This is a genomic window from Kitasatospora sp. NPDC057015, assembly GCF_042673745.1.
Classification (GTDB): domain Bacteria; phylum Actinomycetota; class Actinomycetes; order Streptomycetales; family Streptomycetaceae; genus Kitasatospora.
Map to the genome: position 1 here is coordinate 1 of NZ_JBHUSG010000081.1, position 21536 is coordinate 21536.

At 68.8% G+C, this 21536-nt stretch carries 16 protein-coding genes and 4 pseudogenes; 12 read left to right on the forward strand and 8 right to left on the reverse strand.

Annotation, left to right across the window (positions count from 1 at the left end; translation table 11 throughout):
- Nucleotides 1–98: 98 nt before the first annotated feature.
- The 6 genes and pseudogenes from ACFTWP_RS39785 to ACFTWP_RS39810 form a co-directional block, all read right to left on the reverse strand.
- Nucleotides 99–335 (reverse strand): annotated as a pseudogene (locus tag ACFTWP_RS39785) (transposase); the annotation flags it as partial.
- A gap of 110 nt (nucleotides 336–445) precedes the next feature.
- On the reverse strand, nucleotides 446–682 hold the full coding sequence (locus ACFTWP_RS39790; RefSeq protein ID WP_380270071.1) for a hypothetical protein: 237 nt from the start codon (nucleotides 680–682) through the stop codon (nucleotides 446–448).
- A 181-nt stretch (nucleotides 683–863) separates the two neighbouring features.
- Complete coding sequence (locus ACFTWP_RS39795; RefSeq protein WP_380270072.1) at nucleotides 864–1343, reverse strand: transposase; 480 nt, start codon at nucleotides 1341–1343, stop codon at nucleotides 864–866.
- 20 nt (nucleotides 1344–1363) lie between these two features.
- Nucleotides 1364–1798: a hypothetical protein gene (locus ACFTWP_RS39800; protein ID WP_380270073.1), complete on the reverse strand. Its 435-nt coding sequence runs from the start codon at nucleotides 1796–1798 to the stop codon at nucleotides 1364–1366.
- Between the two features lie 329 nt (nucleotides 1799–2127).
- Nucleotides 2128–3933, reverse strand: coding sequence for a ricin-type beta-trefoil lectin domain protein (locus ACFTWP_RS39805; RefSeq protein ID WP_380270074.1), 1806 nt, complete (start codon nucleotides 3931–3933; stop codon nucleotides 2128–2130).
- A gap of 436 nt (nucleotides 3934–4369) precedes the next feature.
- On the reverse strand, nucleotides 4370–5332 hold the full coding sequence (locus ACFTWP_RS39810; protein ID WP_380270075.1) for an ROK family protein: 963 nt from the start codon (nucleotides 5330–5332) through the stop codon (nucleotides 4370–4372).
- A gap of 256 nt (nucleotides 5333–5588) precedes the next feature.
- On the opposite strand from ACFTWP_RS39810, the gene ACFTWP_RS39815 reads away from it, so the two are divergent.
- The 7 genes and pseudogenes from ACFTWP_RS39815 to ACFTWP_RS39845 form a co-directional block, all read left to right on the forward strand.
- Nucleotides 5589–6374, forward strand: a complete 786-nt coding sequence (locus ACFTWP_RS39815) for a DeoR/GlpR family DNA-binding transcription regulator (RefSeq protein ID WP_380270076.1) — start codon at nucleotides 5589–5591, stop codon at nucleotides 6372–6374.
- An 88-nt stretch (nucleotides 6375–6462) separates the two neighbouring features.
- The gene (locus ACFTWP_RS39820) at nucleotides 6463–7179 is read left to right on the forward strand and encodes an IS6 family transposase (protein ID WP_380270077.1); all 717 of its coding nucleotides are present in this window, start codon (nucleotides 6463–6465) and stop codon (nucleotides 7177–7179) included.
- A gap of 49 nt (nucleotides 7180–7228) precedes the next feature.
- Nucleotides 7229–7414: pseudogene (locus ACFTWP_RS39825) on the forward strand (phospholipase domain-containing protein); the annotation flags it as partial.
- Nucleotides 7415–7426: 12 nt separating this feature from the next.
- On the forward strand, nucleotides 7427–7666 hold the full coding sequence (locus tag ACFTWP_RS39830) for a hypothetical protein (RefSeq protein ID WP_380270078.1): 240 nt from the start codon (nucleotides 7427–7429) through the stop codon (nucleotides 7664–7666).
- 277 nt (nucleotides 7667–7943) lie between these two features.
- Entirely contained in the window at nucleotides 7944–8828 is an 885-nt protein-coding gene (locus ACFTWP_RS39835) for an SIS domain-containing protein (protein ID WP_380270079.1), read from the forward strand.
- A gap of 76 nt (nucleotides 8829–8904) precedes the next feature.
- Entirely contained in the window at nucleotides 8905–9822 is a 918-nt protein-coding gene (locus tag ACFTWP_RS39840) for a 1-phosphofructokinase family hexose kinase (RefSeq protein WP_380270080.1), read from the forward strand.
- Nucleotides 9823–9852: 30 nt separating this feature from the next.
- Nucleotides 9853–10713 (forward strand): annotated as a pseudogene (locus tag ACFTWP_RS39845) (ketose-bisphosphate aldolase); the annotation flags it as partial.
- On the opposite strand, the gene ACFTWP_RS39850 reads toward ACFTWP_RS39845, so the two are convergent.
- Nucleotides 10685–11182, reverse strand: coding sequence for an NPCBM/NEW2 domain-containing protein (locus tag ACFTWP_RS39850; RefSeq protein ID WP_380270081.1), 498 nt, complete (start codon nucleotides 11180–11182; stop codon nucleotides 10685–10687). The pseudogene ACFTWP_RS39845 and the gene ACFTWP_RS39850 sit on opposite strands and share 29 nt — an antisense overlap.
- On the opposite strand from ACFTWP_RS39850, the pseudogene ACFTWP_RS39855 reads away from it, so the two are divergent.
- Nucleotides 11160–11678 (forward strand): annotated as a pseudogene (locus tag ACFTWP_RS39855) (transposase); the annotation flags it as partial. The gene ACFTWP_RS39850 and the pseudogene ACFTWP_RS39855 sit on opposite strands and share 23 nt — an antisense overlap.
- Before the next feature lie 295 nt (nucleotides 11679–11973).
- Nucleotides 11974–12393: a hypothetical protein gene (locus ACFTWP_RS39860; RefSeq protein ID WP_380270082.1), complete on the forward strand. Its 420-nt coding sequence runs from the start codon at nucleotides 11974–11976 to the stop codon at nucleotides 12391–12393.
- Between the two features lie 1298 nt (nucleotides 12394–13691).
- Here the strand turns inward: ACFTWP_RS39860 and ACFTWP_RS39865 are convergent.
- A complete protein-coding gene (locus tag ACFTWP_RS39865) occupies nucleotides 13692–14960 on the reverse strand; it encodes an extracellular solute-binding protein (protein WP_380270083.1) in 1269 nt (422 codons plus the stop codon).
- Nucleotides 14961–15766: 806 nt separating this feature from the next.
- Here ACFTWP_RS39865 and ACFTWP_RS39870 point away from each other — a divergent pair.
- From ACFTWP_RS39870 to ACFTWP_RS39880, 3 genes are all read left to right on the forward strand, one after another.
- Entirely contained in the window at nucleotides 15767–16147 is a 381-nt protein-coding gene (locus ACFTWP_RS39870) for a hypothetical protein (protein WP_380270084.1), read from the forward strand.
- Between the two features lie 26 nt (nucleotides 16148–16173).
- A complete protein-coding gene (locus ACFTWP_RS39875; protein WP_380270086.1) occupies nucleotides 16174–17670 on the forward strand; it encodes an ISKra4 family transposase in 1497 nt (498 codons plus the stop codon).
- 609 nt (nucleotides 17671–18279) lie between these two features.
- A complete protein-coding gene (locus tag ACFTWP_RS39880) occupies nucleotides 18280–20751 on the forward strand; it encodes a ricin-type beta-trefoil lectin domain protein (RefSeq protein WP_380270085.1) in 2472 nt (823 codons plus the stop codon).
- The last annotated feature ends 785 nt before the right edge of the window (nucleotides 20752–21536 follow it).

Below are 21536 nucleotides of genomic sequence, written 5' to 3' on the forward strand. Positions count from 1 at the left end.
CTGCGCGCGCCGCCACCGGTAGTAGGTGGAGGACGCGATGTGCAGTTCCCGAAGTACGCACTCGACCCCCAGGTGAGGATGCTCGTCAAGGAGCGCGGTCACCTGGTCCGGGTCGGGTCGAGTTGCGCCGCGAAAAACGCCGAAGCCGTCCGCAGGACCTCGTTCGCCCGCTTCAGCTGGGCGTTCTCCCTCCGCAGGGCAGCCAGTTCCTCGCGCTCGGCGGTGGTGAGCACATCGTCGCGCTCGCCAGCGTCCGCCTTGGCCTGGCGGATCCAGTTCCGCAGGGCCTCGGGATGCACACCGAGCTCCTCGGCCATCCGCCGGATCACAGGCTTGGGGTCGGAGGTCCGTTACATCCGTACCGCACGCTCCCGCAACTCCAACGGGTACTTCCTCGGAGCAGCCATGGTCTGGGTTCCTCTCATGAGAACCATCTGACCTGCTGTCACCTCTTCCCGCATCCCGGGGGAACCTCACGGGTGTACTTCGCAGGCAGGTGGTAGAGCCGATAGCGCATGGTGTCGGGTTCGGCGTGGGCGAGGCCGGGCTGGTCGTACAGTCCGAGGAGTCGGGTGTAGGCGTCCAGGTCGGCGGCGAGGTTCGCGGCCAGTACCCAGCCGCGGTTGACCTCCCAGGACTGGGAGGGGAGGTTGTGCAGTCCCAGGGCCTTGTTCGCGCGCACGCGGTCTTCGACTGTGGCGTGTGAGCGGTGCAGGACGTCGAGGAACTGGGCTGGTGGGAGCCGGCGATGCCCCACAGGTGGCGGATGTTGCTGGCCGCGATCGAGTAACGCCAGCCCGTCTTCTTCTCGAACGCCGTCAGGTTGGCCAGCTGGCGGCGTGAGGGGCGGGAACGTCGGACCGTCAGCCGCATCCGGTCGGGCCAGCCTGTCCGGGTGTTGAGCCCGGTGAGCTCGGCGACTGCGCCTCACCGTTCACGGTGCCGTCCTGGTTCAGGGTGTCCTCCCAGACTGACTCGGGCAGCAGTGCGATGGCCCGTTCATCGGCGTCGGTCACTTTCCAGCCGACCGTGTAGCGCACTGTGCGGCGGGCTGTGTTGAGGGCTTCGAGGTGCTCCAGAAGTTCGTGGGTGGCTCCGGCGCCGTCGATGCGGACGAGGATCTTCGCCCGGGAGGCGTCGGGGATCTGCGCGAGTGCCGCGTTCAGCACGGTGAGATGGTCGGCCACGGTGTTGGCCCCGGCGTTCCCGGGCCGCAGCAGCATTGCCAGGCATTCCTGGGTGTTGGCGCACCACGCCGCCAGCGGATGGAAGGCGAACGTCTTCTTGAACGTCGCCGCCGCTCCGTCCTTCTTGGACGCGGAGGTGATGATCGTGGCGTCCAAGGCCACGACGACCCACCCGGTCAGCCGCTTGCCGGCGACGCCGAGCCAGGGAAGCCCACGGGCCGCAGCGCGAGCAGACCCCACACCTGCCGGCGGACCTTTGCCCGTGCCTTGGCGACCCTGCCCAACAGCGGCTCGTCCAGGGCGTTCAGGGTCCGGCGGGTGGCGGAGTCCGACGTCGGGGCACCGAACACTTCGCTCTGGTGGGCTTGAAGTTGCTCGGCTTCGGCCAGATTGGTCGCGCCCAGCACGATCGCGACGGCCAGCGCGATGACAACCGTGCCGCGGTCCAGCCAGCCCGCACCGAAACCACGCGGCAGCACCCGACTCAACCCCGAGGTCAGCCCGACCCGATCAGCGCACTTGCGCAGCAGCACCACGCCGGCATGCCTGACCAGCCCCTTGCCGTCGGCCTTCACCGACAGCCGCTCGTCCCACCCGATATGCTTCGTCACCAAGAAGGTGCCCCTGATTCACTGCTGGATATGACCTAGACACTCACATCCTTGCAGCTCAGTGGCACCTTCTGTCGTTCAGGCAGCTCACGCGAGCTTGATCGCTGAATACCCGGGGCTGGTAGTGGAACATCTGACGGGGTACTCACGGGTCAGGGCGGGCGACGTGAGGAGACCGGTGGTGCCGGACTGCCGACATGCCCGAACTCCGGTGGTTCAGGGGTGCCTTTGGAAGGCCACCCCTGAACCACCGAAGCTGTGCGCGGCCCGGCCGGACGGCTTCCCGCCTGCGGGCTTACGTGATCACTTGTTCACCGATCGCGGAGGCGCTACGGAGCGGGCGGGGTGTCGAAGGGGGCGCTCCAGGTCTGGTTGGGCTGGTGCGTCCCGCAGGCGTAGGTGTTGATCGTGGAGTTGGCGTTGGCGAAGTCGGAGCCGTTGACGTCGATGCAGACGCCGTTGGCCTGGCGCAGCTGGCCCTGCCGGTTGTAGGTCCACTTCTGCTTGCTGTCAGCGGTGTTGCAGGTGGCGAGGGTCAGGCCGGTGGAGTCGCCGGAGATGCAGAGGGAGGTGTTGGCCAGGGAGGAGATCAGGCCGTTGGCCTGGCGCTGCCACTGCTGGTTGCTGTTGCCGGTGCACTGGTAGAGGGCGACCTTGGTTCCGGCGGTGGCGCCGTTGTAGGCGTCCAGGCACAGGGCGGAGGCCTGGAAGGCGCTCTGCGGGGCCTGGATCTGGCCGACCGGGAGCGCGCCGCCGCAGCTGCCGGGGTCGATGGTGTACATGGCCGTGTCGTGGGCGGCGACGGTGGTGGTGATGGTGGCGGTCACCGACTGGTCGGTGTGGCTCCACAGGTCACGGGCGGTACGGGTGCAGCCGGTGTTGCCGAAGCCGACCCTGGCGAGGTCGACGGTGTAACTGGTTGCGGTGGCGCTCTTGTTGAGGACGGCGACGGCGCGGCGGCCGCCCGCGAGCGGCTTGACGACGACGTCGATCCCGGCGGTGGCGGAGGCGTTGTTGCGGGAGGCGAGGTAGCCGCCGGCGCCGAGGGAGTCCTGGTCGACGGCGATGATGTCGCTGTTCTTGAGGATGTTCAGCTGCGGCGCGTAGGTGACCGGGTCGGCGGCCATCTTGCGGACGTCGGAGCTGATCATGAGCGGGGAGCCCATCGCCGACCAGAGGGCGAACTGGCTGCGCTGCTCGGCGAGGGTGAGCTGGTTGTTGTCGCCGATGAGCAGCATGTCGGCGTCGTTGTGGTTGCCGGGGCCGTTGTAACGGGCCAGGGCCACGGCGTCGGTGAGGTTCTGGTAGACGCCGCCCTCGTAGCCGCTGCCGCTGTGCGGCCAGTCCCAGGCGGAGGCGCCGTCGCCGTGCCAGAGGGCGATGTCGGGGCTGACCCGCCACATCTGGCCGAGGGTGCGGACCCAGTCCATCGAGTTGTACTTCTCCGCGCTGGTCGGGTTGTAGGCGGCCGGCGCGGACTCGTTGAAGAGGATCTTGCGGCCGGTGTTGGTGGTCGCGGTCTTCAGGGCGTTCGCCGTGGTGGTGAAGATCTGCTGGCGGTTGCTGATGTCGGTGCCGCAGTTGTCGACCTTGAGGGAGTCGATGCCCCAGTAGGCGAGCGAGTTGGCGTCGACCTGCTCGTAGCCCTTGATGCCGCCGGGTACGCCCTGACAGGTGTTGACGCCGGAGGTGCTGTAGAGACCGGCCTCCATGCCCTGGCTGTGCACGTAGGCGGCGTAGTCGGTGAGCTCCCAGTCGTAGCCGGGCTGGCTGCTTCTGCCCCAGGTGGCCGCACCGTGCAGGTAGCCGGCGCTGGTGCGCTGCATCCAGCAGTCGTCGACGGTGAGGTTGGTGTAGCCGGCGGCGACCAGGCCGGTGTCCTTCATGGCCTTGGCCTGGTCCTGCATGAACTGCTGGAAGGAGTAGCCGGTGCGGGTGCCGTCGAGGCGGGCCTGGGCGGCGCAGGCGAACCGCGCCCAGTTGTTGAACCCCATCATCGGCTTGGCGCCGATCGCGGTGTCGGTGTTGGCGGCCACGGTGTCGGCGTTGGCGGCGGGGGAGGTGGCCACGGCGAGTCCGGTGGTGGCCAGAGCAGCTGCGGACGCGAGTCCGATCAGCCGGCGGTGCAGTCTCATGGAGGGCTCCGTGCAAGGTGGGGGTGAAGTGGGGGTTGGAGCCATTGTGATTGAAAGTGCGTGATTTGGCTATAACCAAAGCAGAATTGCGCAAGCCGTGGAAGTTTGACGAGGGGAAGTCAAGAGCCTTGAACGCCTGGACTGCGAACCGTGACGGGCCGTCGGCTGCCCGCCGACAGGTGGCCCGCCCGCGATCGCCCGCGGTCCCCCGCGACGGAAACGAAGGGGCCCCGGCCGTGCTCGTCGTCGGAGGTGCCGGCCCGCGCCTCATGCCGGGACGGCGGGCCGCCGTGGCCGGTGGCCCGGATGTGCGGGCCGTACCCGTCCAGGGCCCGGCGCCCCGGGAGCGAGCCGCAACGGCCGGAAGTGCAGGCCTGGGCCCGCCGCCGAAGCATCATCAGCCGGGGTGTGGCCAGGGCTTCCGTGGGCTGCGGCGTCAGCGGGCGGCGGGCCGCCCTGGCCCGGAGGACAGCGAGGTCCACCGCCGGGGACGCGGCGCCGTCTGCCTGGCCAGGTGCAACTGCTGGGCCAGCAGCGCGGCGCCCAGTACCGCGGCCTGCTGACCGAGACCGGAAGGGACGATGCGCGGTGCCTCCCGGAAGGCCAGTCGCTTCGATAACTCGGCCGGGAGCGGGTCGAAGTAGGATCGCCCGGCCTTGGCCAAGGCGCCTCCGACCACGATGCGCTCCGGGCCGACGAGGCTGATCGCGGAACTCAGTCCGTCGGCGAGAGCCTCGATCGCCTCGCGCCAGATGCCGGCGGCGATCGGGTCGCCGGTCCCGGCCCTGCTCCGCACCTCCTTGGCTGTTAGGTTCTCCTCGCCCGTGGCGAGCCGGTAGCGGCGGGCGATGGCGGCGGTCGATGCGACGGTCTCCAGGCAGCCTGCGCCTCCGCAGGAGCAGGGATCGCCGCCGGGGCGGATCACCAGATGGCCCAGTTCGCCTGCGAAGCCGCCAGCGTCGCTCGTCGGCCGTCCGTCGACCACCATCGAGGCGGTGACGCCGTTGCCGACGGCGACGAACAGGAAGGACCGGCAGGAGCGGCCAGCCCCGAGCCGGGCCTCGGCCAGGCCGCCGGCCCGGACCTCGTGACCGAAGGCGACCGGCATCTCCAGCTCCTCGGCCAGCCAGCGGCGGACGGGCACCTGGCGCCAGCCCAGCTGTGCGGCGAAGACGGAGGTCCCGGTCGCCTCCCCGACGAGGCCGGGCATCGCGATGCCGGCCGCGGACGCCCAGTAGTGGCGGGAGAGCTCGCCCGCGTAGTCGAGGACCGTCTCCAGGACCGCGTCGGGGCCGCGGTCCGCCTGGGTCCGCCGGTGTCCGCTGTACAGCAGTGATCCGTCGGCCGCCATCGCGACGCCCTTGATCTGCGTGCCACCCACCGCCAGGGCGATGACCATCGGGGGGGGGGGCTGCCGCCCTGTCGGCCCCCGGCCCCCTGCTGCGTGGTCCGGCGGGCGGAGGGAGCCGGGCCGGCGGGCGGTTTCCTCGGCGACACGGGGCAAGACGACCTCCTGGAGCGTGATCTCAGCGCGCGTCTGATCGAATCTGAGTTATATATAGCTTCTTCGATCAAAAGACTGCAATCGTGCTGGCGGTTTCGGCACGGTGCCCGCGATACGCTTCAGCTGTCGGCACAAAACGTAAGGAGAGGGCATGGGGACGCACGAGAGGTGGACGCGTCTGCTGGAGATCCTGGGCGACCGGGGGCGGATCGAGGTCGGCGAGGCCGTCGAGCTGCTGAGCGTCTCCGCGGCAACCGTGCGTCGTGACATGGACGAACTCGCGAGCCAGCAGCTGCTGGTCCGCACCCGCGGTGGCGCCGTGCTGAGCGGTGTCGCCTACGACCTGCCGCTGCGCTACAAGACCGCCCGCCGTGCCGACGAGAAGCTCCGGATCGCCAAGGCCGCGGCCGCGCTGATCCCACCAGGGGCGGTGGTCGGCCTCAACGGCGGGACCACCACCTCCGAGGTCGCGCGCGAGCTCGCGACCCGCGCCGACCTCGCCGAGCACAACAACGGGACGGCCCTCACCGTCGTCACTAACGCGATCAACATCGCCAACGAGCTGGCCGTCCGCCCGTACTTCAAGACGGTGGTCACCGGGGGAGTGGCCCGCCCCAACTCCTACGAGCTGACCGGTCCGCTGGCGACCATGGTGCTGCAGGGGATCTCGCTGGACTACGCGATCCTGGGCGTCAACGCGGTGGATCCGAAGAACGGCGCCGCCACCCACGACGAGGGCGAGGCCAGCGCCAACCGGGCCATGGCCGAACGGGCGGACAAGGTGATCATCGTCGCCGACGCCACGAAGATCGGCCGGCGCGCTTTCGCCCAGGTCTGCGCCGTCCACGAGTTCGCGGTACTGATCACGGACAAGGAAGCCCCGGAAGAGATCATCGAGCAACTCGTCGCCCAGGGCACGGAAGTGCACTGCGTCTGACCTTCGGATCGGGGGTTGAGAGGGTGCTGTCACGTTGGTCGAAGAGTGAGATGATCTTCGCGTTGGTTGTGGCTGGGAAGGGCCTGCCGTGGAGAGCGGATCGCCGTCGTACACGGGTCACCGGTACCGGGTGGAAATCATCTCGCACTGCGTGTGGCTGTACTTCCGCTTCCCGCTGTCGTTCCGCGAGGTCGAGGAGCTGATGCTCCAGCGCGGAGTGGTCGTCTCCCACGAGACGGTGCGTCGCTGGTGTCTGAAGTTCGGGCAGGCCTATGCCGACGGACTGCGCCGCCGTCGGGCCGGGGCCGGTGACAAGTGGCCTGTGGACGAGGTCTTCGTCAAGATCAACGGTGTGCGGCGGTACCTGTGGCGGGCCGCCGACCAGCACGGCAACGCCCCGGACATCCTGGTGCAGTCCCGGCGCGACGCGAAGGCCGCCAAGCGGTTCATGGCCAAGCCGAAGAAGCAACAACGCGTGCCCCGGGTGCTGGTCACCGACAAGCCGAAGAGCTACGGCGTCGCTCACCGCGAGCTGACGAGCTCGGTGGAGCACCGCGCCCACAAGGGACTGAACAACCGGGCCGAGAACTCCCACCAGCCCACCCGCCAGCGCGAACGAGCCAAGAAGTACTTCCGCTCACCCGGCGCGGCCCAACGCTTCCTCTCCGCGTTCAGCGGCATCTCGCCTCACTTCCGACCCCGACGACACCTGATGACCGCGGCCGAACACCGCCCCGAGATGACCGTCCGCTTCACCATCTGGGACCACATCACCGGCACCAACAGCCCGCCCACCACCGCCTGAGCCAGAACCCGAGACCCGGTCCCACCACACCCCGACAACGTGACAGCACCTGACGAACACCGGCAGCGCCGCGTGCACCGTCACCGTCCGCGGCAACAACTGCAACAGCGGCCCCTGGACGTACCCGCTCGCCGCGGGCGCCACCACCGAGGACTACTTCTCCACCGCCTGCGGCCTGAACGGCTGGTACGACCTGACCGCCACCGCCGACACCCGCGACGGCTTCCTGCGGCGCTTCGCCGGGCACATGGAGAACGGCGCGGAGAGCACTAGCGACCCCGTGATGGGCTCCGGCCCGCTGGCCGCCACCGTCAAGTACTTCGACAGTCAGGAGATCACCGGCGAGAACGGCGCCGACACCGCCGCCCCCGGGACCATCCGCTGCTCGCCCACCACCGCCCGCTACCTGCGCCTGCGCATCCTCACCGAAGCGGGCAACCGCGGTCCGTGGACCTCCGCCGCCGAACTCACCCCGCTCGGCTGGTAGTCCGGCGACCGGTGGCCATGACGACCCGCCGACGTCCGGCAGCCCCCGCGGCTGCCGGATGTCCTCATGTGCGGGTCACACTGCGGGCGGTTACACAGCGGGCGGTCCCACCGGTGGGCTGTCTCGCCGCGGGCGGTCCCACCGGCCGACGGCCGGCCCTCCCCGGCGGGCTCGACGCCGGAACCCGCGCATCAACACTATCCATCGATGCTCAAAGATGCTTGAGTAGATGCATCAAGCATCAGCTTCAATCAAATGATCATCATGGAGGCCAGTCATGACGTACGTGGAGACCGAGATCGCCAGCCAGCCGGAGTGCTGGCGCCGCGCGGCCGACCTGGCCGCCACCCACCGGGATGTCCTCCCCCGGGCCGGCGAACGGGTCGCGATCATCGGCTGCGGGACGTCCCTCTACATGGGCCAGGCCTACGCGACGCTGCGGGAAGCCAGCGGGCAGGGCGTGACCGACGCGTTCGCTGCCTCCGAGTTCTTGGGGGTGCGCGCCTACGACCGGGTGATCGCGCTGACCAGGTCGGGCACCACCACCGAAGTCCTGGAGCTGGTCGAGTCGCTGCGCGGGAAGGTCCGGACGGTCGCCGTCACGGCCGACCCGAACACCCCCGTGATGTCGCTCGCCGACGACGTCGTCGTGCTGGACTTCGCCGACGAGCAGTCGGTCGTCCAGACCCGCTTCGCCACCACCGCCCTGACCCTCCTGCGGGCGCAGCTGGGCCTGCACAGCGAGGCGGTGGAGAAGGACGGTCGCCGCGCCCTGGCGGAGCCGCTGCCGGCCGGCCTGGTCGAGTCCACCCAGTTCACCTTCCTCGGGCGCGGCTGGACCGTCGGCCTGGCGGCCGAGGCCGGCCTGAAGATGCGCGAGGCCGCCCTGGCCTGGACCGAGGCGTACCCGGCGATGGAGTACCGGCACGGACCGATCAGCATCGCGGCGCCCACCACCGCGACCTGGATGTTCGGCGAGGCACCGGCCGGCCTGGCTCAGCAGGTGGAGGCGACCGGCGCCCGCTGGGTGGAGGGCCGGCTCGACCCGCTGGCCGAGCTGGTCCGCGTCCACCGGCTGGCCGTGGCGGTCGCCGCGGCGAAGGGCCTGGACCCGGACCGGCCGCGCAACCTGACCCGCTCCGTGATCCTCGCCGACGCATGACCCGGCCCGCGCAGGCCGCCGGCCACCGAACGGGGGTCGGAGCCGCCGGGCCCGCCGCGGAAGGAAGAGCCCAGCCGTGATCGTCACCGTCACACCCAACCCGGCACTCGACATCACCTACACCCTCGCGGCGCTGCGCCCGCACGCCAGTCACCGGGTGGACACCGTCCACGAGCAGGCCGGCGGCAAGGGCGTCAACGTGGCCAGGGTCCTGCGGGCCCTGGGCCGTCGGACGGCGGCCGTGCTGCCGGTCGGGGGGGCCTCGGGCGCGGCGGTCAGGGCCGACCTCGACCTGGCCGGTCTGTCCAGCCTGACGATCCCGCTGGCCGGCGGGGTGACCCGGCGGACGGTGGCCGTCGTCGACCAGGCCGACGCGACGATGCTCAACGAACCCGGCCCGGAGCTGTCCGGCACGGAGTGGAGCGCCCTGGTCGCCGGGGTGGCGAGCCTGCTGCCGAGCAGCCAGGCGCTGGTCCTGTCCGGCAGCCTGCCCCGCGGGGTCCGGACGGACGCCTACGGCGAACTCGTCCGCCTCGCCCGCGCGCACGGCGTCCCAGTCGTCCTGGACGCCGCCGGACCGGCACTCACCGAGGCCCTCGCGGCCGGCCCGACCCTCATCAAGCCGAACGCCGCCGAGCTCAGGGAGGCCACCGGCATCGACGACCCCGCGCTCGCCGCCAAGGCGCTGGCCGAGGCCGGTGCCCGGACGGTGGTGGCCTCGCTCGGACCGAAGGGGCTGCTGGCCGTCACGCCGGCCGGTTCCTGGCGGGCCTTCCTGTCACCCCCGGCCGACATCCGCGGGAACCCCACCGGGGCCGGCGACGCCGCCGTCGCCGCGTTGGCCATGGGCCTCGCCGACCGCACCCCGCTGCCGCAGGCGCTGCACTACGCGGTCGCCCTGTCCGCCGCCACCGTCCACGCCCCCTACGCCGGGATGTTCGACCGGTGCGCCTACGAGCGCTACCTCACCCAGGTCCAGATCCTCCCCGCCTGACCTGCCCGTCCCCTGGAGAGAAGAACCACCATGCCGCTGACCACCACCGGCGAACTCGTCGCCGAGGCCGTCGCCCACCGCAGCGCCGTCGCCGCGCTCAACGTCATCACCCTGGAGCACATCGAGGCCGTGATCGCCGCCGCCGAGGCGGTCGGCGAGCCGGTCATCCTCCAGGTGAGCGAGAACGCCGTGAAGTTCCGTTCCGGCCGACTGCGGCCGATCGCCGCCGCCGCGGTGAGCGCCGCCCGCGACAGCGCGGTGCCGGTGGCGCTGCACCTCGACCACGTCAAGGACGAAGCCCTGCTGCGGGAGGTGGCCGACTGCGGTTTCAGCTCCGTGATGTTCGACGCCGCGCACCTCCCCTACGCGGAGAACGTCGCCGCGACCCGCCGGGCCGCGCAGTGGGCGCACGCCAACGGCCTCTGGCTGGAGGCCGAGCTCGGCGAGGTCGGCGGCAAGGACGGCAGGGGCCCGCTGGACGCCCACGCCCCGGGGGCCCGCACCGAACCCGGCGAGGCCCGGCGGTACGTCGAGGAGACCGGCGTGGACGCGCTGGCCGTGGCGATCGGCAGCTCGCACGCGATGACCTCGCGCGACGCCGTGCTCGACCACGCCCTGCTCGCTGCGCTCCACGACTGCCTCCCGCTCCCGCTGGTCCTGCACGGATCCTCCGGCGTCCCGGACGAGGAGCTGCAGCGGGCCGTCCTGGGCGGTATCAGCAAGGTCAACATCGGGACGGCCCTGAGCATCGCGATGACCGGCGCGATCCGGGCCGACCTCGACGCCGACCCGAAGGGTGTGGACCCGCGCCGGTACCTGGCGGCGGGCCGGCAGGCCGTCACCGACTCCGTCGTCCAGCTTCTCAGGACGGTGGCCGCCGCGCCGGTCCGGCGCCCCGGCAGAGCACGGTCACCCTGGCCCGGGCCCAGGAGGTGTGGTCGAAGGCCGAGTTGCCGTTGGCGTCCTCGACGACCAGCGGCAGCAGGCGCACGCCCCGGACGTCGACGTCGACCTCGACCGGGCCGGAGGCGCCGGTGAGTCTCCCGCTGCTGAAGAGCACCTTGCCGTCGCCGTGGACCGAGGCCTTCGTCGCGCCGAGCGCGGACTGCCAGGTGGAGAAGTCGTCGATCCCCACGAGCGCCGTGAACCGGTTCGCCCGGGCGCCGAGGTGGTAGACGATCTCGGACGGCGCGTGGACGCCCAGGCCCTTGGCGTACGTCGTGCCGGCGAAGGCGATCGGCGTCCCGTCGCTGGCCTCCTTGCGGCTGTTGGAGGTGTCGCGCTCGACCGGGCCCCAGCCGTTGGCCGCCGACACCGCGGGCAGCCGAGCACCGGGCACACCAGCCGCCGTGCCCGTCACCCACTTCCTGCGCGAGATCAAGTAACTGGGATACACCGGCAGCGCGAACCTCCTGGTCCGCTACCTCACCCAGGGCCGCGCCGAAGGCGAGCGGCCCGTCACCACCCCGCAGCGCTTCGCCCGCCTTCTCCTCACCCACCCCGAGAACCTGCGCGACAAGGACACCGCACTGCTGCGGGAACTCGCCGAAGCCTGCCCGGAGATGACCGAACTCGCCCGTCTGACCGGAGAGTTCGCAAAGCTGCTGACCCCAGCCGAAGGCAATGACGCCAAGCTCACCGACTGGATCACCATCGTGCGCGCCACCGACCTGCCCCACCTGCACAGCTTCTGCAACGGCCTCGAACTCGACCGGGCCGCCGTCGACGCCGGCCTCACCCTCCCGTACCACAACGGCCGCACCGAGGGCGCCAACACCCGAACCAAGCGGATCATTAGGCAGATGCACGGCCGAGCCGGGTTCCCCCTCCTCCGCCACCGCATCCTCCTCCAGTGATCACTACACAGGGCTACCACCGGTTACGGGACAGAGCCGTTGAGTGGACACACCCGATGTGGCCGGCCGGTGCCGTGGTCGGCGCCGCCCCCGCGAACGGCGCCGGTGGCGACCGGGCCTCTGGCCCCGCTCCTTGACCCGCCTGAGTGGACTACCCATCCTTTGGGCCGGGAGATGGGGGGCGGGTCCGTATTGATCACGTATGTCTGGTCGGGGTTACGTAGAAGCAGGAAGCGGGCCATGGCCCGTCGATCGTTCCCCGCGATCCCCTGCTAATCGTAGAGGAGACAACATCATGGACACTCCGACTGCCCGGAGCACTTCAATGCCCGGCACGGCCGCCTATCTTCGTTGCTATCCCTACGACGTGTGGCAGATGGATTTTCACCGTCAGGGCCTGTGCACGTGGGCCGCCCGGCTGGGCCTGCCGGAGCCGACGGTGTTCCTGGACAACGGCTGCATGTCCCACGATCCCCTGCCCCTGTTGCAGCGGCTGGTCGTCGCGGTGACCACCGGCATCTATCAAGTCGTCCTTGTGCCAGGCAACTTCGTCTTCTCGCTGCACGATGACGCTGCTCAACAGATCGCCCGGAGGATCACCGCCCACGGCTGCCGCCTGCTGGAACTTCCCAGGCACGGAGAGGGCTGGTCGGACGGTGCTCCGGACCGGGCAGGTGAGCCGATGTATGCTGCCGCGCGCCTGTCCACCGAGTGATCCGCACCCGTGCGGGCCCAGCCCTTCTTCGGCCATCCGGACAGGAGCAGTACAGAGGACGTGGCCCCGTGCACACGGACGGCGCGCTCCTGGTCCTCTCGCCCGGTCGTCCGAAACAGTCCCGGCCGCCCCCATGCCCTTCAGATGTTCAAGGCTGCCCGGGCGTATCTCCGATCCGGACTAACGGAATAAACTTCCACAAAGATATTGACGAATAAGGTGGGGAAATATAGATGACCTCGTGGCTCGGAACAGCGAGGAAGCGCACCCGCCGTCACTGGGTGCTTCTGATCGCCCTGCCGAGACGATGAATCTGCCGAATCCGCTCGACACGGCGGCGCGATCAGCGGAAGACCGTCCCTCCTCGCCCCCAGCCTTGACGCAGAATCTGCTGGCAGCCGCCGCGCCGGATGTTGCCATACCTGGAGGTCCTCCTGTGACCACGTCCTCGCAATCGCGGCGCCCCTTCCCCGCCGCATACCTTCGGTGCTACCCGCGCGATCCGCACGGCATGGGAACCCATTGCGACGCTCTTCGACGCTTTGCCGTGCGGCTGGGGCTTCCCTCGCCCGTCGTGTATCTCGACAACGGCCACCTCAGTACGGCCCGGCGCCCGATGTTGGAAGAGCTGACACGTGCCATCCTCGCCGGCAGACACAACGTTCTCCTGGTGCCTGGCCTCTGGGTGTTCTCCGTCGACGATGCCCTGGCTCGCCGGACGGTCAGCATGCTGTCGGCGGCGGGTTGCTCGAAACTCTTCGTCCTCCCTCTTCCTGCCCGGAGTGCGCCGGGAGATGGGCATACAAGCTCTCCGCCGTCACGATCGGTGAAGCGAAACAGGTGACTGATGCTCAGAAGCTCTGATCCGGCATGGGCCGAATGGGTCGGAAGTACGGTTACCCTGCCGGGTGGCTCGTCCGCGATCGTTCGTATGGCACGCCGAGAGTGTGCGGGAGACACGCTTTGGGCAGTCGATTCCAGAGGGACCATGCACATGATCTCCCGTCAGAGAGTTGGCAGGCAGCCATGCGCTCACAGTCAGATTCGTGATCGGACTCTGGAGGGCCGGAAGTAAGTGCCTGGTAGGACGCGGCAACGTCACCACTCACGCCGACGCGTACAGCACCTTTAGGTCCCTGTGCTGCCGAGCTCTGGATAATCACCTGAGGAGGGCGCAGATATCGGATCGGATAACCCACCGCGCAGCCATTTGAGAAGACCCCTGCCGCGCGGTGCGTGCCCGTGGCGGCCTCATGTGGCGGAATGCATCCCGGTTGGAGCGTATTTCCCCTACCGCACTACTTTGCTTGGGCTTGGGCGGTTTCGGCCTTTCGCTGGAGGTCGTCGAGAGTAATGGTTGGATTGCCTGCGACGGCAGTGCCGATGCTCTTCTTGATCTCGGCAGAGACCGCATCCCAGCTGGTGTCGCCCAGTGGGTAGAAGGAGGCCCTGGGCAGCAGAGCGAAGAACGGGGCGAGGTCCGCATGTTTGCCGCTGGCGGTCATGTCGGCCAGGGTGTCCCGGGTAACGGGCATGAGGTTGTAGAGATCGTCGAACTTGAGTGTGTTCTCCTTGGCGTACGCGAAGTCGAGGAACTTCTTGATCGTGTCCTTGTGGCCGTTCTTCTTGAACGCCATCATCCAGTCGGCGACGCCGAGGGTCGACTTGAGCGGGCCGTCCTTGCCGGGTATGGCGGTGGCGGCGTAGTCCACGCCGCCGTTCTTGGACATCTGGATCAGCGAAGGATGTCCGTTCAGCATGGCCGCCTTGCCGGCCGCGAAGTCGGCGAAGGCAGTCTTGCGGTCGGTGGTTGCCGGGTGCGGATAGGTCAGCCCGGTGTCCACGAGGTTGCGCTTCAGCCACGCGAACGTGTCGAGGTTGGCCTGCGAGTTGAGGGTGTATTTCCCGTTCTTGTCGGTGATGCCGCCGCCGTTTCCGAGCTCCCAGATCATGCTCTCGCCCTGTGCCTCCTCCGGGCCGAGGGGCAGCGCGTACGGCGTCACGCCCGGCACCTTCGCCTTGATCAGCTCGGCGGCCCTTCTGACGTCGTCCCAGGTCTTTGGGGCGTCAATAATGCCGGCCTGCGCGAAGATCGCCTTGTTGTAGAAGAAGGCGCGCGCCGAGGATACGAAGGGAATGCCGTACTGGGTGCCGTGGACGCGGCCGGCGTCGGCGAAGGAATCCATCAAGTTGGCCTGGGTCCAAGTGGAAAGGACATCGCCCACGGGGTAGAGCAGGTCGTCAGCGACCTTGTCGGCGTAGCCACCGGCCTGCAGCACATCGGGGTAGTTGCCAGACTGGATCATCGCCTTGACCTGCTTGTCGATGTCGCTCCAGTTGACCACGTGGACATTGATCTTGATCTTCGAGTTCGTGGCCTCGAAGGACTTCACGACGTCCTTCCAGTACATGGCGGAGCTGTTGGAGGCGTTGTCACCGTAGTCCGCAGCGACGAGCTCGAGAACGACGGGGTCGCCACCACCGATTCCGATTCCGCCGCATGCGGTCAGGCCGAGAGTGCAGACCGTACCGAAAGCGGCGGTCCGGAGGACGTTTTTTCTGGTCATGCTGTGACCGCCTTCGAGGTGCGGGCCGCCTGGCGGCAAAGTCCGATGATGCCGGAAGTGGTGACTGCACGATGGCTGGCGCCCGGGCGCAGATACAGGCGCACCGTAGGCTGGCCGCGGTTGGCCCGGCCTGTGGTGGTCGTCGGGCCGAACCGAGCCATGGAAGGTCGGAGTGGTCGCCGGCCGTGCCGTCGGGGCCTGTCTTCGACCTTGCCGCGTCCGCCGGATCTCGTAGTCGAGCCGGTGACTGATTGTCTTCAGGAGATGGTGACGCGCAGGTTCGCTCTTGTGGCGTTGCAGGGCGCCCTCCCGATCCCAAGGCGGCAGGAGGCGCGGGCCCGCCTTCGAGGATCAATTTTGCGCGAAGATGCACGAAGAACGGACATTGTGTCCATATTGGCGCATCGCGTGGACCTGAGTGTGAACTGCCTGGTCGTCGGCTGCCTAGTCGCGTTACCAAAGCGTTGCATATTTGCCGACATGGCCGCCCTGGCCCAGGGCCCCTGGCACGACGGGTCCTCCCGACAAGGACAGCGAAGTTCACCCCTCCCTGCGAATCTCCAATGGGTGCAGATCTTGTGAGGGTGCCTCGTTGGAGTGATTCGCTGGGCTTTGTCCTGTGGGGGCGCGGGGCGGTCCCTAGCGTCGACAAGGTGAGTCCGCCGACGGGTGCGGGTGTTCGTTGAGGGTGGGGTGGTGGGGTGCCGTCGTTGGTGGCCGCGTTGGAGGCCAGGGAGAACGCGTGTCGTTCCAGGGCTGAGGAGTTGCGGAAGCGGATCGCAGGGCTCTCTGAGGAGTGGTCCGGGGTGGAGGTCGAGCTCTCCCGGCTGCGGATCACCCGGGAGACGGTGAGAGCGGTGCTGGCGGAGGGTCCGCTCGCGGTCGCGGGTGACGTGCCGGGGTCAGCGGGCTCAGGGCCGGGGGATGTGGCTGCGGCACTGCTGGCGGCGGAGGCGGTGGGGGATGTGACGGTGATGTCGCCGGACTGCCAGCGGATCATCGCGTTGTTCGCCACGACCGGGGCGGCGATGCGGTGTAGGGAAGTGTGCGCGCAGTTGGGGCTGGAGACCGAGGCCCGCCACGTGGAGGGGATGCGCGCGAAGTTGAAGCGCCTGGTGGAGCAGGGGATCCTGGCCGAGACCGCACCGGGGCTGTTCAAGGTCGACGGCCGGAAGCAGGGCTGGTGAGCGGGGCACGGGAGGCCGACGGAGAACTGGCGGCCACCGAGGCCGCGTTCGCCGCCTCGCGCGACCTTTTCGAGCGGGTGGCTGCGGATTTGGCCGGGCCGGATGCCGCCGCGTTGACGCATTCGGCGCTGGAGGACCTGCTGGCCGCGCGGATGTGCGAGGTGACCCGGCAGCTGTTGCAGGACCATCTGGACCTGCGCGCGGTCCGTGAGGAGCGGGCCGGGCAGGTCGTCGACGCGGCCGGGGTCGAGCGGACCCGGATCGAGCGGGGCCGGGCGAGGATCCTGGCCACGGTGTTCGGGAAGGTCACCGCGACCCGGATCGCCTACCGGGCGAGAGGCGCGGTGGATCTGCACCCGGCCGACGCCGCGTTGAACATGCCCGCGGTGATGCACAGCCTGGGGCTGTCCGGGCTCGCCGCGACCGAGTCCGCCCGAGGCTCCTTCGCCGAGGCCTGCGATCGGGTCAACACGCTGACCGGCGCCGGGATCGGTCCCCGGCAGGTCCAGGAACTCGCCGTGGCCGCCGCGGCCGATATCGACGCCTACTACCGGGCCCTGGTGCCCGAACCGTGCACCGATGCCACGCTGCTGGTCCTGTCCACCGACGGCAAGGGGGTGGTGATACGGCCCGAGGCACTGCGCGAGGCCACCGCGAGAGCCGCCGCGGCCAAGAACGGCAACAAGATGGCCACCCGGGTCGCACCCGGGGAGAAGCACGGCCGCAAACGCATGGCCACCCTGGGCACCGTCTACGACGCCGAACCCGCCCCACGCACCGTCGACGACATCATCGCCGACCCCGCCGAGTCCGAGAAGGAGCGCCGACCGGGGCCGAAAGCCAGGTCCAAGTGGCTGTGCGGCTCGGTGAACGACACAGCCGAACAGGTCATCGCCGCGGTGTTCGACCAGGCCGAGGCCCGTGGCCCCGACCATCACCGGACCTGGGTCGTCCTGGTCGACGGTGCCCGTCATCAACTCGACCTCATCCAAGCCGAGGCAGCGCGCCGCAATATCACTGTGCACATCCTGATCGACATCATCCACGTGCTCGAATACCTGTGGGACGCCGCGCACTGCCTGCACCCGGCCGGGGACCGCGCGGCCGAGGCCTGGGTCGCCGGCCAGGCCCGCACCGTCCTGGCTGGCGGATCCGAGCAGGCGGCCACCTCGATCGCCGGGGCCGCCGCCGACGCCGGACTGCGGCCGGGCTCGCGCAAGGGCATCGACGACGCCGTCGGCTACCTGCGGAACAAGGTCGCTCACCTGCGATACGACACCGCGCTGCACGAAGGCTTCCCGATCGCCGCGGGGATCATCGAAGGGGCATGCCGTCACCTGGTCAAGGACCGCCTCGACATCACTGGTGCCCACTGGGGCCTGACCGGTGCCGAAGCCGTATTGAAACTGCGTGCCCTGCGTAGCAACGGTGACTTCGACAGCTACTGGGCCTGGCACGAGAAGCAGGAGTTCACCCGCAACCACCAGGCCCGCTACCGCGACACGCTCATACCGGCGGCTTGATCGCCAGAGCCCTCATTAGATCTGCACCCAACGCCGACTTCCTCCGACGCCTGCCGGAAGCGCTACTTCTGCCCGTAGGCCGCGCCAGCGGTTACCCAGGCGACCGGCAAAGCGGATCAAGCCCAACCCCTCGCGAGACGGTGTCCTCGCGCATCCCTGCAGCCCGAGCCACCACCCGGATCCCGCCATGCCCTAACGATCGAGCCCCAGCCGCCAGACGGCGTTGCCGCTCATAGGCCCAGAACGGGAAGTAACACCTTAATCTGCGGCACGCCCTCACTGCCCGGCCTTGAGTGAAGCCCCGGGCTCCGCTGGCAAGTCGCGGGCCGCAAAATGCCCCGTGCAAACTCTTGACGACTCTTGGCTCGACGCCGCACACTCATGCGAACATAAAGCAACACGGATGTACGAGACTACACATGACGTCCCGTGTTGGTGGAGGCTTCGCCCGGGCTACGTCCTGGAGCGCAGGACGTGTCAGGGCGTCTGGCCTCACTGGTACCGCATTGGCCTGTCTCGTCTTCGCCCGCAGACCCCGCCGTTTGCTCAGGCGGCTCCGGGCCCATGCGGACACATTCTCGAGTAGTAATCCAGCGCCTTGGAGGCGACATGAAGCCCAGGTCCCCGATCCATCAAAGACTCGCCAGAAGTACCTCACTCCTGGCCATCCTTTCCCTCACCGCTGCTGCGCTGGTGAACTGGTCGGCTCCGGCAGCGCAGGCGGCCACCTCGACCTCGATCACCGTCGACGGCTCCGGAACGGGCCGAAGCTTCGACGGCGTGGGCGCAATCTCCGGCGGCGGCGGCAACACCCGGCTGCTGGTCGACTACCCGGAACCCCAGCGCAGCCAGATCCTCGACTACCTGTTCAAGCCCGGCTACGGCGCCTCGCTCCAGACCCTCAAGATCGAGATAGGCGGCGACACCAACACCACTGACGGCGCCGAGGCCAGCCACGAGCACACCGAAGGCGCGGTCGACTGCAACCAGGGCTACGAATGGTGGATCGCGGCGCAGGCCAAGGCCCGCAACCCCAACATCAAGCTCTACGGGCTCGCCTGGGGTGCACCCGGCTGGGTCGGCGGTGGCGGCAGCAGCTTCTTCACCCCCAAGGCGATCAGCTACCTGATGGACTGGATGGGCTGCGCCACCCAGAACAAGCTGAAGATCGACTACCTGGGCGGCTGGAACGAGCGCGGTTACAACGCAACTTGGTACGAGAACCTCAAGTCCGCCCTGGTCTCCAACGGCTACGGTGCCACCAAGCTGGTCGCGTCCGACGGCGACTGGGGGGTGACCGACGCGATGGCCGGCGACCCGACCTTCAAGAACGCGGTGGACGTCGTCGGCGTCCACTACCCCTGTGGCTACGACAACAGCGGAGCTATCGGCAACGGTTCCAACTTCAACAACTGCCTTAACAGCAGCACCGCGCAGAACCTCGGCAAACCGCTGTGGGCGAGCGAGAACGGCTCGGAGGACGCCGAGGCCGGCGCGACGTCGGTCGCAAAGGCCATCAACCGGGACTACATCGACGGCCGTATGACGGCCTACTACAACTGGCCGCTAGTCGCCGGGGCCTATTCCAACACCTACTTCGCCTTCAACGGGCTGGCCGTCACCAACCAGCCCTGGTCGGGCAACTACAGCATCGCCAAGACAGCCTGGGTCCTGGCGCACACATCGCAGTTCGCACAGATCGGCTGGCAGTACCTGGACTCCGCCAGCGGCTACCTGGGCGGAAACCAGTCCAACGGCAGCTACGTGACGCTGAAGTCGCCGAACGGCAGCGACTACAGCACCGTCATCGAAACCGTGGACACCAGTGCCGCACAGACCCTGACCGTCCACGTCACCAACGGCCTGTCCACCGGCCAGGTCCACGTTTGGAGCACCAACCTCAAGTCGCCCAACGACAGCGACCACTTCGTGCACCCCCTCGACATCAACCCCTCCAGCGGCACCTACACGCTGACCCTGCAGCCCGGCTACGTGTACACGGTCACCACGACCACCGGCCAGGGCAAGGGCACCGCCACCCCACCCTCGGCGGCCTCGCTGAGCCTGCCGTACTCCAACAACTTCGAGACCCCGGTGACCACCACGTCCCCGAAATACTTCACGGACATGAACGGCGCCTTCCAGACCGTCGCCTGCGGCGGCGGGCGCACCGGCACCTGCCTGCGCCAGATGGCGACGACGACCCCAGTGCGCTGGACCGAAGAGAAATACTATGCGCCCTACACCTTCATGGGCGACGACTCGTGGGGAAACTACACCGTCACGGCGGACACGATGTTCCAGCAGTCCGGAGCAGTGGAGTTGCTGGGCCGGATCGGCATGCAAGGCCGCAATGACAACGGCCTGCAGGCATACCACCTCCGGGTGAGCGACGCTGGCGCATGGTCGATCCTCAAGTCCGATGTCACCTGGGCCTTCACGACCCTCGCCAGCGGCACCACAACGGCGCCGGGCACCAACAAGTGGCACACCGTCGCCCTGACGATGCAGGGCTCTACCATCAGCGCCACACTCGACGGCACAGTCCTGGGCAGTGTCACCGACACCAGCTACACCCACGGCCGAGCCGGCCTGGGCACCGCGGACTCCACCAGCACCGCAAGCGGCGGCGGATTCCAGACCCAGCAGTTCGACAACTTCTCCGTCACCTCGGGGAGCAACCCGATCCCCATCCGCTCCGGCGCCATCCCCTCCGGCATCACCGGCAAGTGCCTCGACCTCAGGGGAGGCAACACCAGCAACGGCACGCCGGTCGAGCTCTACGACTGCAACCAGTCCCCGACCTCGCAGACCTGGACCTACAACAGCGACGGCACCGTCACCATCGGCGGCAAGTGCCTGGACGTCGTAGGGCAGGGTGTGACGAACGGCAGTCTGATCGTGCTCTGGACCTGCAACGGCGGAGACAACCAGAAGTGGACCCAGCAGGCCGACGGAACTCTGCGCGGCGCGCAATCCGGACGGTGCCTGGACGACCCCGGCTTCAGCACCAGCAACGGCACCCAGCTGGACATCTGGACCTGCAGCACTGGAGCGAACCAGCGCTGGGCCCTGCCGTAATCGAGCGGCGCCAACGGCAGGGGCTGGGCGGCAACACTGCGCCCAGCCCCTGCATGTCGGCGATGAGGAAGAGAAGGGGACATGTTGTGGGCGGTGGACATCAACCACCGCGGCACCGCGCTGGTGATCGGCCTGCCGCTGAACGCGATCAGGATGAGCTGAGGCCGGCCGGGGGTGTCGGCGGGCAGGGTCTGGGCTGCGGCCACGGTGATCGCGCCGCGCATCCCAGCCCAGGCCGGCACTGCCCCGGAGCGGCGGCCCACCGACTGGCTGGGGCGGAAGTCGAGGGTCGCGCCGAGGCGGGTCACGCGCTTTTGGATGCTCCGCTGCCGATTCGGGCCGACTTCGTGGCCGTCGAAGTCGCCGGCGTCCAGACGGTCCTGCCACTTGGCCAGCTGGGGTTCGGCCCCGGCCGCGCGGCGTTCGTCGCGGTGCAGGACGGCCAGCGGTAGACCGATGAACACGATGCGCAGGGCGATGACCAGCGCGGATGAGTGATCAGGCGGTCGGTCCCCTGGCGCATGCAGGTCGAACACAGAGGGGTCCCGTCCGGGCGGCGGGTCGCGACGGCTCTGTCCCTGCCGCAGTGTCCGCAGGCCGCGGAGTTTGCCTTGCGGTAGCAGTGCAGACAGCAGCGACAGCCGTCGAGCACGTGCGTGAGCGGCCGGACTGTCGGCGTACGGCTTTAACTGGCTCTGGCAAGATTTTCGTAGCCGGAGATCGTGTTGGTTCGGTGGGTGCTCGAACCGCGTTGCGGTCTGCCGTTTCCACTGGTCTGGATGGTC

Bases quoted from the DNA above. Each gene is read 5' to 3' on its own strand.
- ACFTWP_RS39805 (WP_380270074.1), bottom strand. From the start codon at position 3,933: ATGAGACTGCACCGCCGGCTGATCGGACTCGCGTCCGCAGCTGCTCTG.
- ACFTWP_RS39810 (WP_380270075.1), bottom strand. From the start codon at position 5,332: ATGGTCATCGCCCTGGCGGTGGGTGGCACGCAGATCAAGGGCGTCGCG.
- ACFTWP_RS39815 (WP_380270076.1), top strand. From the start codon at position 5,589: ATGGGGACGCACGAGAGGTGGACGCGTCTGCTGGAGATCCTGGGCGAC.
- ACFTWP_RS39830 (WP_380270078.1), top strand. From the start codon at position 7,427: ATGGAGAACGGCGCGGAGAGCACTAGCGACCCCGTGATGGGCTCCGGC.
- ACFTWP_RS39835 (WP_380270079.1), top strand. From the start codon at position 7,944: ATGACGTACGTGGAGACCGAGATCGCCAGCCAGCCGGAGTGCTGGCGC.
- ACFTWP_RS39860 (WP_380270082.1), top strand. From the start codon at position 11,974: ATGGACACTCCGACTGCCCGGAGCACTTCAATGCCCGGCACGGCCGCC.
- ACFTWP_RS39865 (WP_380270083.1), bottom strand. From the start codon at position 14,960: ATGACCAGAAAAAACGTCCTCCGGACCGCCGCTTTCGGTACGGTCTGC.
- ACFTWP_RS39880 (WP_380270085.1), top strand. From the start codon at position 18,280: ATGAAGCCCAGGTCCCCGATCCATCAAAGACTCGCCAGAAGTACCTCA.